Origin of the sequence: Rhodovastum atsumiense (assembly GCF_937425535.1) — a bacterium.
GTDB lineage: Bacteria > Pseudomonadota > Alphaproteobacteria > Acetobacterales > Acetobacteraceae > Rhodovastum > Rhodovastum atsumiense.
This window is the reverse complement of sequence record NZ_OW485601.1, coordinates 5,319,084-5,333,955: the sequence shown is the minus strand read 5'-3', so window position 1 is coordinate 5,333,955 and position 14,872 is coordinate 5,319,084. Positions and strand designations below refer to the sequence as shown.

The following is a 14,872-nucleotide window of genomic DNA, read 5'->3' as shown; positions in this document are numbered from 1 at the left end:
GACGCGCTGGCGACAGCACGTCCGGGCCGGCGGGTCTACAGGCTTCGGTTCAGATGATGCCCCCTGCCCCGGCCGCTTCCGCCCGCGCCTCGTCCCGCAGGCGCTGCTTGACGATCTTGCCGGTGGCGGTGCGTGGCAGCGCCGCGACGATGCGGAATTCCTTCGGGATCTTGTAGCGGGCGAGCCGCGCGGCGCAGTGGTCGTGCAGTTCCGCCGGATCGGCCTCCTGATCTGGCCGCAACACGACATAGGCGCGCCCGACTTCGCCCCAGCGCAGGTCCGCGATACCGATGACCGCCACGTCCTCGACCGCCGGATGCTCGGCCAGCACCGCTTCCACCTCGACCGGATAGACGTTCTCGCCGCCCGAGATGAACATGTCCTTGCGCCGGCCGACCACGAAGACGAAACCATCGACGTCGCGGCAGCCCAGGTCGCCGGTGCGCAGCCAGCCATCGGCGGTGAAGGCGACCGCCTGTTCCTCCGGCCGCCCCCAGTAGCCCGGGCTGACATTCGGCCCGGCAACCAGGATTTCGCCCACCGCGCCGTCGGCGACATCCTCGCCGCCCGGATCGACGATGCGCACCCGGGTCGCCGGCGCGACCAGCCCGACCGAGCCGGCCTTGGCGTCGATCAGCGCCGTGTCGATCGGCATGCCGATGGTGGTGCCGGTCTCGGTCATGCCGAAGCCGTCCACCATGCGGATGCCGCGTTTCAGCCAGCCGCGGATATTGGCCGGCGGATTGGGGGCGCCGCCGGTGAACAGCGCCTTCAGCCGCCACGCCTCCGGCCGGAAATTCGGCGCCTGGCGCAACGCCTCGGCCATCTGCGGCACGCAGAAGTAATGAGTTACCCCAAGTGCCGGATCGGCGAGGCCGTCATTGGTGACCTGCGGATCGAAGCCCGGCGCCACCAGCACGGTGGCGCCGCGCAACAGCGGCGACTGCACGCTGGTGACCATGCCGATGACGTGGAACATCGGTGCGTCGCAGAGGAAGACGCTGGCCTCCGACACCTGCCCGACCACGCCGAAATTCACCGCGGTGAAGAACAGGTTGGCACCGGTCAGCATCACCCCCTTGGGCACGCCCGAGGTCCCGGAGGTGTAGAGGATCAGGCAGGGCAGGTCGGCCGGCACCGGTGGCAACGGCCCGGCCGGGGCCGCCGCGGCAATCGCCGCGGCGAGCGCCGCCACCGTCTCCACCCGGCAGTCCGCGACCCCGTCCGGCGCCACGGCGGGATCGACCACCAGCAGCGTCGGCGCGCAATCCTGCAGGATGCGCCGGCACTCGGGCGCGGCGAGTCGCCAGTTCAGCGGCACGAAGATCGCGCCCATCCGCAGCGTCGCCTGCTGCAGCAGCAACAGTTCGACACTGTTGCGGGCCAGCGCCGCCACACGCTGACCACGCGCCACGCCATGGGTCCCGGCCAGCACCGTCACCGTGCGCCGGATCGCCGCGTCGAGTTCGGCATAGCTCCACGCCCGGCCGGTGGCGAGGTCGCGGCAGGCGAGATGCCCCGGCCGCGCGTTGCGGTGCAGCGCCACCGGGTCGTAGCTCATTCCCTCGCGCATGGGTCACGCCTTTCCGGGATCAGTGCCTCACGCGCCTTCACGCGTGCGGTCATAGGCGGCAAGCCCGGGCTTGTAGGTCTTGTCGTCGATGAACTGGCGCAGCCCCTCGTCGCGGCCGTGCCGGCCGTAGGAATTCGCCGCCTCCTGCGCGCGCACCAGATAGTCCTCGGCATTGTCGTAGGTCATTTCCTTGACCCGGCGGATCGCGTCCTTGGTCGCCTTCAGCGCCACCGGGTTCTTCTGCAGCAGCACTTCGGCCACTTCCCGCACCCGCGCTTCCAGTTGCGCCAGCGGCACGCTCTCGTTGACCAGCTTCCACTCCGCGGCCTTGCGGCCATCGATCGCCTCGCCGGTCAGGGCGTGGTACATCGCGTCGCGCAGGCTCAGCAGCTCCACCGCCACCTTGCTCGCCCCGCCGCCGGGCAGGATGCCCCAATTGATCTCGGACAGGCCGAACTTTGCCTCGTCGGCGGCGAAGGCGAGATCGCAGGCGAAGAGCGGGCCATAGCCGCCGCCGAAGCACCAGCCATTCACCATGGCAATGGTCGGCTTCTGGTACCAGCGCAGCCGCCGCCACCAGCCATAGGCCTCGGCCTGGGAGCGGCGGATCGCGCCGAGCCCCTGCGCCTCGGTCTCGCGGAAATACTCCTTGAGGTCCATGCCCGCCGACCAGGCGCTGCCCTCACCCGAGAGCACCAGCACGCCCACGTCCTCGCGGAATTCGATCTGGTCGAGCACCTCCAGCATGCGGCGGTTCAGCGCCGGGCTCATGCAGTTGCGCTTTTCCGGGCGGTTGAAGCGCACCCAGGCGATGCGGTCGGCGATCACGTAGCTGACAGGGTCGGTTTCCATCGGCGTCCTCCTCCTCAAACTTGCTATGTGACATAGCATTTGACCGCTATTAAGCATAGCGATATTGTGTCGTGCAAGCGATGATCGCGGCACGCGGGAGTACCAGGCGATGAAGGCACGGACGGAGATCGGGCTGATCGAGGACGCGCCGCGGCTCGATGACCTGATCGGCTATCACCTGCGCCGTGCCTCGATGTTTGACATGCAGGATTTCGCCACGCATTTCGCCGACACGAAGCTGCTGCGGCCGGTACCCTTCAGCGTGCTGTGCCGGATCGACGAGGAGCCCGGCATCACCGCCGCCGGGCTGTGCCGCATGCTGAGCCTGCAGCGCTCCAACATCGTGCCGATCCTGGCCGAGCTGGACGAGGCGGGGCTGCTGGAACGCCGCAGCGACAGCCTCGACCAGCGCCTGCTGCGCCTGTTCCTGACCCGGACCGGCAAGCGGACGCTGGCCAGCTGGCGGCAGCGGGTGAAGCAGCGCGAGGACGAACTGTTCGCCCACCTGACCACAACCGAGCGCGCGACGCTGCTGCGGCTGCTGGCCAAGGCCTGGACCGGCGGAAGCTGAAACGAAGCGCCCTACCCGTCAACGGGCGGGGCGGCAACACGGGAGGAAACGAACAATGATCACGACGGCTCAGGCCGCCGGGGGGACGCGTGCGCTCACGCTCGCGTTCCTGGCGGCGATGATCGAGGGGTTCGACCTGCAGGCGGCGGGCGTCGCCGCGCCCCGGCTGGCGCCGGTCTTCGGCCTCGGCCCGGGGCAGATGGGGCTGTTCTTCTCGGCGGCGACCATCGGCCTGATCTTCGGCGCACTCGGCGGCGGCCACATCGCCGACCGCTTCGGCCGTCGCACCGGGCTGGCGATCTCGCTGGCCACCTTCGGGCTGCTCTCGCTCGCCACCCCGCTGGTGAACTCGGTTGAGGCACTGATCGTGGTGCGCTTCCTGACCGGCGTCGGCCTGGGCGGCGCCCTGCCCAACCTCGTCAGCATCGCCGCCGAGGCGGTCGCGCCGGAAAAGCGGGGCCGCGCGGTCGCGGTGATGTATGCGGGCGTGCCGCTGGGCGGGGCGCTGGTGAGCCTGCTCGCCCGCCTGCTGCCGACCGGGGACTGGCAGACGCTGTTCATCGTCGGCGGCGTGCTGCCGCTGCTGCTGGTGGTGCCGATCCTGGCGGCGCTGCCGCCGCTGCTGGTGCCGCCGCACGCCCACGCCACCGCCCCGGGGCGCTGGCGGCGGCTGTTCGAGCAGAGCCCGGTGCTGGTGACGCTGCTGCTCTGGTGCGCCTCGTTCTTCGGCCTGCTGGTGGTCTACCTGCTGCTGAACTGGCTGCCGGCGCTGCTGGTCACGCGTGGCTTCAGCCAAAGCGAGGCAGCGCTGGTGCAGATCGGCTTCAACCTGGGCGGCGCCGCTGGCAGCCTGGTCGGCGGCCAGTTGCTCGACAGCGCGCGCCGGGTCGGCGGCGTCGGGGCCTGCTTCGCCTTCATCGTCGCCGCGCTGCTGTCGCTGGCGATGCTGCCGGCCGATCTCGGCCTGACCATCGCCGCTGGGGCGCTGCTCGGCGGCGGCGTGCTGGCGGCGCAGGCGATCCTGTATGGCATCGCGCCGCAATGCTACCCGGCCGCGGTGCGCGGCACCGGCGTCGGCCTCGCCGTGGCGGTCGGGCGCTTCGGCTCGGTGGCCGGCCCGCTGGTGGCGGGGATGCTGATGGCCGCCGGTTTCCGGCCCAGCGATGTGCTGATCGCGATCGTGCCGACCACCTGCCTCAGCGGCATCGTCACCGTCATGCTGCTGCTGCGCCGCCGCCCCGCGGCGGTGGCCGCCCCGGCCGGCTGACCCCTCCGCGCTCCCTCCCGGCCCGCCGGGAGGGAGCCCTCCCTTCCCCGCAGCTTCAGGACCCTCGCGCATGATCCCCTTTCGCGCCCCCGTGGACGACATCCTGTTCTCGCTCGAACACGTCGCCAGAGCCGACCGCCTGCCGGACTGGGACGCTGCCCTGGTGCGGGAGGTCATCGGGCAGTTCGGCCGCTTCGCCGAAACCGCGATCGCCCCGCTCGATGCGGTGGGCGATGCCCAGGGCTGCCGGCTGGACCAGGGGCGCGTGCGCCTGCCCGACGGCTTCGCCGAGACCTATCGCGCCTATACCGAACAGGGCTGGCCGGGGCTGGCGCTGCCCGAGGCGCATGGCGGCCAGGGCATGTCCGAACCGGTGCTCGCCGCGGTCAGCGAGATCTTCTCCGGCGCCTGCCATGCCCTGCAGATGGTGGCGGCGCTGGTGCCGGGGGCGGCGCGCACGCTGCTGGGCTTCGGCACGCCGCAACAGCAGGCGCTCTGGCTGCCCCGCCTCGCCTCCGGCACGTGGCTCGCCACCATGGCGCTGACCGAGCCCGGCGCCGGCTCCGACCTCGGCGCCATCCGCACCCGTGCTGTGCCCGACGGCGATGGCTGGCGGATCAGCGGCGAGAAGATCTTCATCTCCGGCGGCGACCAGGACCTGAGCGAGGGCATCCTGCATCTGGTGCTGGCGCGCACCGGCGTGCCGGGCGAGGGCACCAGGGGACTGAGCCTGTTCCTGGTGCCCTCGCAGGATGAAAGCGGCCAGCGTGCGCCGGTGACGGTGGCGCGGCTGGAAGAGAAGATGGGCCTGCACGCCTCGCCCACCTGCCAGTTGGTGTTCGAAGGCGCCCCGGCTGAGCTGGTCGGCGCGCCGGGCGAGGGCCTGCGGGCGATGTTTACCATGATGAACCATGCCCGGCTCGACGTGGCGCTGCAGGGCGTGGCGCATGCCGCCCGTGCCGGCGCCATCGCCACCGCTTATGCCGCCGAGCGTCGCCAGGGGCGCGATGCGCAGAGTGGCGCGCCCCTGGCGATCGCCGCGCATGAAGATGTGCGGCGCATGCTGGAAACCGCGGAGGCGCTGGCGCTGGGCGGGCGGGCGCTGTGCCACCTCGCCGCGGTGGCGCTGGCACGGGGCGACGCACCGGATCTGGTCGGCTTCCTGACGCCGGTGTGCAAGGTGTTCTGCACCGAGGCCGGGGTGACAGCGGCCGATCTCGGCATCCAGGTGCTCGGCGGCTACGGCTACCTGTCCGAATACCGGGTGGAGCAGACCCTGCGCGACGCGCGGGTGACGATGATCTACGAAGGCACCAACGGCATCCATGCGCTGGCGCTGGTCACGCGGCAGTTGCGCGGCGGCGGGCCGGAAGCGTTCGAAGCCTTCGTGGCGGCCAGCGGCGGCGGCGAGGACCTGGCGGAGGGGCTGGCGCTGTGGCGGGCGGCGCGGGCGCGCGTGCTGGCGAGTTCCTGCCCGGCCGCGCTGGCGCATCCCTTCATGCAACTGACCGCCGGGCTCGCTTATCTGGCGGCGTGGCAACGGATCATCGCCGTGGCGGACCGGTCGTCCGACCCCACCCGCCTGGAACGTGCAGCCGCGCGGGTGCGGGGCAGCGTCCCGGTGGCGCTGCGTGGCTGGGCGGCGCTGGTCACCTAGGCCGGCGACCGTGTCGCCACCGGCCAGGCACCCGCGCATCCAATATTATTGCCAATTTATTGTGGATTTGACCAGCATAACTCACCTGCGTAATGGAATTTCTCACCACAGGAATTAATATTTAATTTAGCATCAGACAAATTCTCATTAAGATATGCGCGTCCTTGTTCGTACAAGGATTGGCATTGAAAAATTGTCTCGCAGGAGCATGATTGTGCCGACTTACCAAAAATACCTTCTCATTCATGGTTTTTATCAGAACGGCCCCGAAATCCTGCAAAAGCGCCGCTGACAATCACCCCCTTTGGTGATCCCCCTTCCTGCCGTGCAGAATCCCGCGGGAAGCCTGGGCCTGCTGTTGCCCCGGGCCGCCGCCGCCATGGCCGGAACCATCGCGCTCGCCGTGCTGGTCGGATGGATGCTCGACATCCGGCCGTTGAAATCGGTGCTGCCCGGCCTGGCCGCCATGCAGCCCTGGAGCGCCACCGGCATGTTGCTTGGCGCCTTCGCGCTTCGATTCGCCACGTGCGGCACCCGGGTGGCGAAGGCGGTCTCGGTCCTGGCGGCGCTCGCGCTCGCCGTGGTGGCATGCCTGCCGCTGATCGAGGATGCGACCGGCCTGGCCCCCGGCACCGACCTCGCCCTCTTCACCACGGCCGTTCTCACCGAACAGCCATCCGCCTATTCCCATCCCGGACGCATGGCCCTGCTCACCGCGCTCGGCTACGAGACGATCGCGGCAGCATTGCTGTTCGCCCATGCACGCAGCCAGGCCGGACGCGCGGTCTTTTCCGCGCTGGCGACCATCGCCCTGATCCCCCCGGCCATGGGGCTGCTGAACTACGCCTTCGGCATCGAGCAGCTCGCCGCCGTGCTCCAGCGCTCGCCGATTGCCATCCACACCGCCTTCGGCATCGCCCTTCTCGCCGGCGGGACGCTGGCGCTGCGCCGCGATGCCGGATGGATGCGGGTCGCCGCGGAGCAGGGCCGCATCGGATGGTTCACCGCCGCGCTGTTCGGCACCAGCGGCCTGTTCCTGGTCTTCGGCATCTACGCCGCGCTGCAGGGCGGGACGGCGGCGCGCGTCGGCGAGGAAGCGGCGCTGCACCTGGAACGGCTGATGTTCGCGCTCACCAATGCCGTCACGCACCAACGGGGATACCTGCTGACCGGAGAGGACCGATATCTCGCGCCGTACGAAGCCGCGCGCCGGCAGGTGGGGGACCGCCTCGACGACGCCATGGACATGCTGGGCGAGCGCCACGGGATCATGCTGCCGGCGCCGCAGCTCGAACGGCTGCTGCGGCTCGCGGGGAACATGATGGCGATGCTGACCGAAGCGGTCACATTGCAGCGCGCCGGTGATGTGGCAGGGGCCCTCGCCCTGGTCCGGTCGGGCCAGATCCAGACAGTGATGGAAGCGACCCATGCCGAGATCGAGGCGATTTCGACCGCGGTCGCCAGCGACGTCCGGTTCGCCGAAAGCCGGGCCCTGACGGGGGCGTCGCTGGCCTGCATCGGCAGCCTCTCGCTGCTGATGCTCGCCCTGGCGGCGCTGGCCACGTCCGCGCGGTCACGCCGGGCCACGCGGGACGACATCGCCGCCAGCGAAGCGCGCCTGCGCAACCTGGTGGAAACGCTCGACCTCGGGACATTCATCACCCAGGGACCGGACGGCGTGATCCGCTTCTGGTCGAAGGGCTGCGAACGCCTCTATGGCCTGGCCACCCGGGACGTGGTCGGCAGGCCGGGCAGTAGCCTGTTCCCGAGCCCCTGGCCGGTACAGATCGCGCAGATCCGAATGGCGCTGGAACAGGATGGCGAGTGGATCGGCGATGTCAGGCATGTCACCCATGACGGACGGGCACTCGCGGTGGCGATGCACGCGGTGCTCCGGCGCGACGCGGACGGGAAGCCGCACGAGATCCTGACGGCGATCACCGACGTCACCGCGCAGCGACTGGCCGAGGCAACGGTGAAGGCGCAGGAAGACGCGCTGCGGACGGTCAACCAGCGCGCCCGCGAACTGGAAAGCGGGCTCCTGCACGCCGCCCGGGTCAGCGCGGTGGGCGAGGCCGCCGCGGTCATGGCGCACGAGATCGCCCATCCCCTGTCCGGAGCCGCCACCTTCCTCCATGGCTGCGAGACGCTGCTCGGCTCCGGGCAGCACGCCAGCCAGGAGATGCTGAAGGACGGGTTGCATCGCGCCCAGGACGCGATCGGCCGGGCCCGCTCGGTCGTTCAGCAGCTACGCCGCTTCCTGCGCAAGGACACCGGGCAGCTTCTGCCCATGGAGGTCAACAGCGCCGTCCACGAGGCCGTCGAGCTTGCGGCGCTGGACTTCGAACGCCACGGCGGGCGCATCCTGTGGGATCTCCCCCCGGCCCTGCCCGAGATCATCGGGGACCGCACACAAATCCAGCAGGTCGTGGTGAACCTCGTGCGCAACGCGATCGAGGCAATGGAGGACGCGGGGAGCGCGGTCCGCGAACTCTATGTCGCCACCGCCCGGACGGAGAGCGGCATCGAGATCACGGTCGCCGATACCGGGCCGGGCCTGCCGGCCAGCTTCACCACCCGGCCCTTCTCGGCCTTTGCCAGCAACAAGCCGACCGGCCTTGGCCTGGGGCTTTCCATATCCCGCTCCATCATCGACGCCCATGGCGGCAAGCTGAGCTTCGAGACCGGCCCGCAGGGAACCATGTTCCGCATCGCCCTGCCCGCCGCCGATGCGGCCGGCGACGATGCGGCCGGCGACGATGCGGCCGACAACGATGCGGCGTGCGCTTGCGGGGCGTTCCCCGCGCCCCCGGCGCAAGGCCGGGCGTGAAGCAGGGGGGCAGTGGTCACTGCTTCCCCTGCGGCAGGCGGGACCGGGTCACCGGTGCGCCACTGCGTCCCTCGACGCTGGCATGTCCCGTTCTAAGACCTCACCGGTTCCTGTCCCCGGCCCAAGGGCTACATAATTCACCCCCCTCCGCATTGGGAGTCAGGAATTCCCTGATAGTACAAGCGTAATAAATGCCGATTAATTTGCGATATTTTCTAAATATCAAAACATAATATCTTCGGGCAAATGCTGCAATTACAAACAGGAATTTTGATTCGAATTCGATTTATTATATAAGATCTATTGTTCTGGAAATTCATGCCTGCTTCCCCCATCGTCGATTCCATCCAACTACCCCGGTTCACACCGATGCCGCCGAGCTCCCCTCCGCCCATCCCCACGGTCTTCGTGGTCGACGACGACAAGGGAGTCCGCGACGGCCTCGCCTTCCAGCTTCGCTCCGCCGGCCTGACCGTCCAGACCTACGAAGCAGCCGAGGCATTCCTCGCCGACCGGCCTCCCGCGAGCCTTGCCGGCCTGCTCACCCCCGCCTGCCTGCTGACCGATGTCTGCCTGCCGGGCATGGACGGCGTGGAACTCGTCGAAAGGCTGGCGCGCGGGGGATGCACCCCATTGCCGATCGTGGTCATCAGCGGCCATGCCCAGACCCCCCTCGTGGTGCGCGCCATGCGGGCCGGAGCGGCCGACTTCCTGGAAAAGCCGCTGGACCCGGAGGCGGTCATGCGCGCCGTGCGAACGGCGCTCGGCGGGGCCGCCACCCCGGCCAATCTCCGCAAGGAAGCCGCCGCCGCCGCGCTGCGCGTGGCCGTCCTGTCCCCCCGTGAACGCGAAGTGCTCAACGGCTTCGCCCAAGGGGCCGCAACGAAACAGATCGCCGGCGATCTTGGCGTCAGCGCCAAGACGGTCGAGACCTACCGGACGCGACTGCAGGAAAAGCTCGGCGTGGACACGACCTATGGGCTGGCGCGCGTCGGCGTGCTGGCCGCGCTGTTCAGCCCCATCCATGCGGGCCCGGCGGACATCGGCCACCCCCCGGCGACAGGCGGTTAAAGTTCTGTCCCATTCCGGCCCCGGCGACCGGTCGATCCATGTTTCGTGCCCAGCAACCTTCAACAATCCCGAATATAAAATGTGAAAATACCGTGCAGATAAATGCTTATTCCTGATAAATAATTCGGTAAATTCTGATTGCCATTCATTAATGGCTTTACGTGTCGGGAAAATCCTGACAGGAAATTCCTGAATTGATGAGAAAGTTATTATTACGTCTAATTATTCTGCAATTAATTCCCGGAGCGCAGAATGCTCGAAGCGAATCACCCTGGCCACTGGACGGCTTCACCGTACCTTCCGTCCGCCCGGCCACCTGGCTGAATGCCGGAACCATCCGACCGCCATCTTCCTCTCCGCCGCAGAGACCGGGCCGGACGCGCCAGGGCAAGCACTCTGCCACACACACTCCGTTGCCGAGCCACCGTCATGACGACGCTTTTCTACATCCAGGTCGATACCGGGACTTCAACGCCATTGCCGAAACCGAACATGCCGGACCGCCTCATCGCGGCACTGGTCCCGATTGCGATTTCCGGACATGGCGCGATCAATGGCCTGCATTTCGACGTGGCCCTGCTTCCAGGTGGATGGCGCCTCGAGGTCCGCAGCGCTTGCGCCAGGGCCACGCGACTGGCGACATGCCACATCGGCACCCCCGGCGCGGACAGCGCGGTCTGGGACGACCTGGTGCGCCACCGGCGGTCCCTGGGGCGCCGCACGCCGGCATTGTCGGTCGCGGGGCCGCTACCCTGGCTGGCGGTCAGCCTGGAGCAGGCGGTCCTGGCCATGCCCGCCGTGGGCCAGGCGCTGGGGCTCGACTCCGCCCTGTGCTGCATGGCCTGGACACTGCTGGAGCATGTGCCCCCCGGCCCGGCGGCCGCCAATGACACGCATCCGGTGCGCCAGATCCCCGGCAGCCTCGCCGCCGCCGTGGCCGCCCTCGCCGCGGCACTGCCCCAGGACGCAAACCTGCAATCCTTCGCGGCCCGGATCGACGGGGCCGGCCGCTGGAGCCTGCATGACGAGATCGTGGCACAGGCGCACGGCATCCGTGGCGATGACGATCGCTTTCATCTCATCCAGGCCTCGGTGAAGCTGCCGTTCGACCCGTTATGGCTCGAATTCGCCCCCGGCGCCTTTCCCACACGCGAACTGGGGACCAGCGTGGAACGGGTCGGGCTGCTGCTCACACGGCCGCTTCCCGGCCATCTGCGCGTCCGGGTGGCCTTCGTGCGATCCGGCGCACTGGGCACCATCAACGATCCCATCGAAATCCCGCCCTATCGCTACGAGCGGTTCGATCCGACCGACCGACCCGAAGCCTTCCTGGCCGAACAGGCCTCCTTCGCGATCCGCCTGCTGCTCGTGCTGACCGCCAAGCGCGCGCCGATCGTCATCAGCGCGGCGGACCACCCCGGCTCCCCGGCCGGGACAAGGGCCGGGACCTGCCGGCCACGGCTGTCGGCGGCGCAACTGGTCCGCTGGGACCTCACCCCGGTCCTCTACGCCGACCACCCGGAGCAGGGCCATCGCGGCCCCTGCCGGCTGCACTGGCAAAGAGGGCATGTGAAGCTGCGCAAGAACGGCGCGTTCTACTGGGGGCCGCACCTGCGTGGACGGCGCGGCGGCGAGGTGCCGGTCGGGCGCGAGGATATCATCACCGCCTCGGCACGGTAACGGACGGCAATGGCCGCCTCCATCGCCATCTGCGCCCGCCGGCCATTGCCCGCCCGGCCGGCCGGGGATGCCCCCGCCTGCACGACGATGCCTGATCACGGCGCGCATGACCGCATCCTCGGCGCGATCATCGGCCTTGTCGTCGGCGATGCCGTGGGCACGAGCCTCGAGCGGCACCCCCGCCCGGCCGCGCCGGTCCTGTCCGACATGATCGGCGGCGGCCCGTTCGGCCTGCCGCCCGGCGGCTGGACCGACGATACCTCCATGGCGCTGGGGCTGCTCGACTCCATCGCCCTGCATGGGCGGCTGCACGATGGCGACATCGTCGGGCGCTGGCTCGCCTGGGCCGACACCGGCGCCTATTCGCACACCCACACCTGCTTCGCCATCGGCACGCAGACCCGGCGCGCCCTGACCTACTGGCGCGGCTATCTGCAGCGGCGGCGCCGGCCGGCGGAAAAACTCCCGACCCGGGCCCCCGAACTTCGCCACGCCCAGGCAAGCGGCAATGGCGGCATCATGCGCCTCGCCCCGGTGCTGTGCCTTGCCGGCAGCGAGGACGAGGCGATCGCGCTGGGGCTGCGGCAGTGCAGGCTGACACATGGCGACAGGCATGCCCTCGCCGCCGCCCGCCTGCTGAGCCGCCACCTGTTCCGGGAAAGCCGCGGTCACGCCAGGACATACAACAGCCCGAGACCAGCCCCCCGCGAGCAGGGCGCGCTGGATACCCTGCTGGCCGCCTGCTGGGCCGTCGATGCGACATCGCATTTCCGCGACGCCGTCCTGGCCGCGGCCAATCTCGGCGAGCAGGCCGGCACGCTCGCCGCCGTCACCGGGCAGATCGCCGGGGCCCGCTACGGGCTTTCGGGAATACCCGGGGAGTGGCGGGCCCGGATCTGCTGGTCCGACCGGATCCACCGGCTCGCGGTCCGGGCCGTCATGGCGACGTGCCGGCCCGGCGCCTGTCCGTCCTTCGTGGTGCCATCGCCGGTCCCCGGACCACGCCGGATCATCGCAGCACCTCGATGATCAGGATGTCGAGATCCCGTGCCGGCCTGAAGGTCTTCTTCCTGACCTCGAAGGTGGTCGGGCCGGTCTTCACCACGCCGGTCTCGCAGAAGCTGATCAGCGCCCCGGGGTCGCCCTTGTCGACGACGAGCCGGAAATCGCCGATCGGCCCCGCCCAGTTGGCGCCCGTGCTGAGCACATAGGACAGGCGGACTTCCGATGGCGGAACATTGCCATTCCGCTTCGTCGCGGCGCGGACGCCGGCGATGAACGGCCCATCCGGGCAGAAGCGCGCGTAGTCCTGCCGCCGTTCGGGCGAGGTGGCGCGATCGGGAATGACCGCGGTCTGCACCGAGGCCCCGACACTCGGCCGGTAGGCGTGCTCGATGACGAGTTCCCGGCCGGCGGGGAAGGTTTGCCGCCAGTGATAGGTCGTCTTCACGCTCCATTGCGGTCCGATATGGTGCTCCATCCCCTTGCCGATGTCGTAATCGTCGGGGCGCACCAGGTCATCACGGAGCAGCCGCTGCTGGACAGGTTCCGGCAGCGCGTCGAGCGCGGCCTGGGCCTTGCGCGATGTCGGCAGCAGCGGCACGCCGAGCTCCTTGAGCCGGTCGGTGACGTCCAGGGCCCCGAGCCGCGCCTTCTGCTCGATCGCCGCGACCACCTCCCGCCCGTCGACGCGGGTGCGGAACCCCAGGAAGTTGTCGGACTCGGCGTCCGGCACGGCGACGTTGCTCGATTCCAGCGCATCGACCTCGGGCAGCGGAAAGGCGACGGTGACGGTGCGGTCGGACGCGGCGCGATTGAAGAAGCGGTAGCGCACGGCGATGCGCTGGCGGGAGATCCACAGCTCCTCGGATCGCATTTCGATGTCGTCGCTCGCGGTGAACACCAGCCCGCCGGTGGTGAGGGCGGCCGTCGTGTCGTTGGCGAGCGCCGGCGGCACGGCCGCGACGCCGGCCAGCAGAACGGCAAGCCCCCACCGTTTGCCGGCGCCCTGGAAAAACCGGCCCGGCCGGATTGCACACCCCATCGTCTGCCTCCTTCCTGCAGGAGCTGCCGTCAACGATCTTCGAGGGCAGGTCGCCGGAAGACAAGCAGGCTTTGGCAGCCGGCCGGCTGCCCGAGAGGCTCAGCCGGCCGGCTGCCCCCAGCGGGGAAAGAGATCCGGCAGGTCCGCCCAGGCCGCGGGCTCGAAGTGCGCCTCCGCGACCAGGCAACGTTCCAGCATGGCGGAGATCCGCGCGCGGTTCATCGTGCCGAGCGTGCCGATGAACACCAGTTCCTGACGCCGGTCGCCGAAGACCGGGTCCATCCTCGCCTGCATCTCCGCCTGCGTGGCGGCGTCTTCCGGCCAGTGCGCGCGCGGCACGGCCGCCCACCACAGCCCCAGGCCCCGCGTTGTCGCCAGCGCGCCGGCGAGGCTGAACTCGCCTGCCCAGTCCGGCCGTGTCGCCAGCCAGAAATGCCCCTTGGCCCGGATCACCCCCGGCAGGGGCGTCTCCAGGAATTCAGCGAAACGCTCCGGGATCAGGGGCCGCTGCGCCCGCCAGACGAAGCTGGTGATGCCGTACTCGACATCTTCCGGCACATGCCCGGCATGGCCATACAGTTCCTTGAACCACAGCGGGTGCTGGTGAGCACGGGCGAAGTCGAACAGCCCGGTGTCCAGGATGGCGGCGGGAGCAACACGGCCGTGGTCGGTCTCGACCAGGCGCGCATCGGGGTTCAGGGCATGGATGATGGCCCGGGCGGCGTCGCGCTGCGCGGGGGTGGCATCGGAAACCTTGTTCAGCACCACCACGTCGGCGAACTCGATCTGCTCGACAAGCAGATTGACCAGCGCGCGGTCATCGCCCTCGCCCGCGGTCTCGCCACGGTCGGCCAGGAAGTCGGTCGAGGCATAGTCCTGCAGCAGGTGGATCGCATCGACCACGGTCACCATCGTGTCGAGCCGGGCGACATCGGCGAGGCTCGCCCCCTGCTCGTCCCGGAACTCGAAGGTGGCGGCGACCGGCAGCGGCTCGGAGACACCGGTGCTCTCGATCAGCAGGTAGTCGAAACGCTGCTCGGCGGCGAGGCGGCGCACCTCCGCCAGCAGGTCGTCGCGCAGCGTGCAGCAGATGCAGCCATTGGTCAGCTCGACCAGCTTTTCCTCGGCCCGGCTCAGCTCCGTCCCCTCGCGGACCAGGTCGGCATCGATGTTCACCTCCGACATGTCGTTGACGATGAGCGCCACCCGGCGCCCCTCGCGATTGTTGAGGACATGGTTCAGCAGCGTGGTCTTTCCGGCCCCCAGAAAGCCGGAGAGCACCGTGACGGGCAGGCGCGTGTCGGTCATTGGCATATGCGTTATGTTA

At 69.4% G+C, this 14,872-nt stretch carries 11 protein-coding genes; 7 read left to right on the top strand and 4 right to left on the bottom strand.

What is annotated here, in order from left to right; genetic code table 11:
• Window positions 1-49: 49 nt before the first annotated feature.
• Window positions 50-1,573, bottom strand: a complete 1,524-nt coding sequence (locus tag NBY65_RS23990) for an AMP-binding protein (protein ID WP_150040732.1) — start codon at window positions 1,571-1,573, stop codon at window positions 50-52.
• A gap of 27 nt (window positions 1,574-1,600) precedes the next feature.
• Window positions 1,601-2,425: a p-hydroxycinnamoyl CoA hydratase/lyase gene (locus NBY65_RS23985; RefSeq protein ID WP_150040733.1), complete on the bottom strand. Its 825-nt coding sequence runs from the start codon at window positions 2,423-2,425 to the stop codon at window positions 1,601-1,603.
• Window positions 2,426-2,534: 109 nt separating this feature from the next.
• Here NBY65_RS23985 and NBY65_RS23980 point away from each other — a divergent pair, with 109 nt between their 5' ends.
• The 7 genes from NBY65_RS23980 (at window position 2,535) to NBY65_RS23950 (ending at window position 12,530) form a co-directional block, all read left to right on the top strand.
• The gene (locus NBY65_RS23980) at window positions 2,535-2,996 is read left to right on the top strand and encodes a MarR family winged helix-turn-helix transcriptional regulator (RefSeq protein ID WP_150040734.1); all 462 of its coding nucleotides are present in this window, start codon (window positions 2,535-2,537) and stop codon (window positions 2,994-2,996) included.
• 55 nt (window positions 2,997-3,051) lie between these two features.
• On the top strand, window positions 3,052-4,263 hold the full coding sequence (locus NBY65_RS23975) for an MFS transporter (RefSeq protein WP_150040735.1): 1,212 nt from the start codon (window positions 3,052-3,054) through the stop codon (window positions 4,261-4,263).
• Between the two features lie 70 nt (window positions 4,264-4,333).
• Entirely contained in the window at window positions 4,334-5,920 is a 1,587-nt protein-coding gene (locus tag NBY65_RS23970; RefSeq protein ID WP_150040736.1) for an acyl-CoA dehydrogenase family protein, read from the top strand.
• Window positions 5,921-6,227: 307 nt separating this feature from the next.
• Window positions 6,228-8,750 (top strand): ATP-binding protein, encoded by a 2,523-nt coding sequence (locus NBY65_RS23965; protein WP_150040737.1) that lies wholly within the window; start codon window positions 6,228-6,230, stop codon window positions 8,748-8,750.
• A gap of 369 nt (window positions 8,751-9,119) precedes the next feature.
• The gene (locus tag NBY65_RS23960) at window positions 9,120-9,821 is read left to right on the top strand and encodes a response regulator transcription factor (RefSeq protein WP_162530530.1); all 702 of its coding nucleotides are present in this window, start codon (window positions 9,120-9,122) and stop codon (window positions 9,819-9,821) included.
• Between the two features lie 429 nt (window positions 9,822-10,250).
• Window positions 10,251-11,501, top strand: coding sequence for a hypothetical protein (locus tag NBY65_RS23955; protein ID WP_150040739.1), 1,251 nt, complete (start codon window positions 10,251-10,253; stop codon window positions 11,499-11,501).
• A 9-nt stretch (window positions 11,502-11,510) separates the two neighbouring features.
• On the top strand, window positions 11,511-12,530 hold the full coding sequence (locus NBY65_RS23950) for an ADP-ribosylglycohydrolase family protein (protein WP_150040740.1): 1,020 nt from the start codon (window positions 11,511-11,513) through the stop codon (window positions 12,528-12,530).
• Here the strand turns inward: NBY65_RS23950 and NBY65_RS23945 are convergent.
• Together NBY65_RS23945 and NBY65_RS23940 are read right to left on the bottom strand one after the other, a co-directional pair.
• Complete coding sequence (locus tag NBY65_RS23945) at window positions 12,511-13,545, bottom strand: DUF4424 domain-containing protein (RefSeq protein WP_150040741.1); 1,035 nt, start codon at window positions 13,543-13,545, stop codon at window positions 12,511-12,513. The genes NBY65_RS23950 and NBY65_RS23945 overlap by 20 nt on opposite strands.
• Before the next feature lie 99 nt (window positions 13,546-13,644).
• Window positions 13,645-14,853 carry a GTP-binding protein gene (locus NBY65_RS23940; protein WP_150040742.1) on the bottom strand — a complete coding sequence of 403 codons (1,209 nt, stop codon included), beginning with the start codon at window positions 14,851-14,853 and terminating at the stop codon, window positions 13,645-13,647.
• Window positions 14,854-14,872: the final 19 nt, after the last annotated feature.

Excerpts from the sequence above, each read along its gene's own strand:
- NBY65_RS23990 (WP_150040732.1), bottom strand. The coding sequence starts at position 1,573 with ATGCGCGAGGGAATGAGCTACGACCCGGTGGCGCTGCACCGCAACGCG.
- NBY65_RS23985 (WP_150040733.1), bottom strand. The coding sequence starts at position 2,425 with ATGGAAACCGACCCTGTCAGCTACGTGATCGCCGACCGCATCGCCTGG.
- NBY65_RS23980 (WP_150040734.1), top strand. The coding sequence starts at position 2,535 with ATGAAGGCACGGACGGAGATCGGGCTGATCGAGGACGCGCCGCGGCTC.
- NBY65_RS23975 (WP_150040735.1), top strand. The coding sequence starts at position 3,052 with ATGATCACGACGGCTCAGGCCGCCGGGGGGACGCGTGCGCTCACGCTC.
- NBY65_RS23970 (WP_150040736.1), top strand. The coding sequence starts at position 4,334 with ATGATCCCCTTTCGCGCCCCCGTGGACGACATCCTGTTCTCGCTCGAA.
- NBY65_RS23960 (WP_162530530.1), top strand. The coding sequence starts at position 9,120 with ATGCCGCCGAGCTCCCCTCCGCCCATCCCCACGGTCTTCGTGGTCGAC.
- NBY65_RS23955 (WP_150040739.1), top strand. The coding sequence starts at position 10,251 with ATGACGACGCTTTTCTACATCCAGGTCGATACCGGGACTTCAACGCCA.
- NBY65_RS23950 (WP_150040740.1), top strand. The coding sequence starts at position 11,511 with ATGGCCGCCTCCATCGCCATCTGCGCCCGCCGGCCATTGCCCGCCCGG.
- NBY65_RS23945 (WP_150040741.1), bottom strand. The coding sequence starts at position 13,545 with ATGGGGTGTGCAATCCGGCCGGGCCGGTTTTTCCAGGGCGCCGGCAAA.
- NBY65_RS23940 (WP_150040742.1), bottom strand. The coding sequence starts at position 14,853 with ATGACCGACACGCGCCTGCCCGTCACGGTGCTCTCCGGCTTTCTGGGG.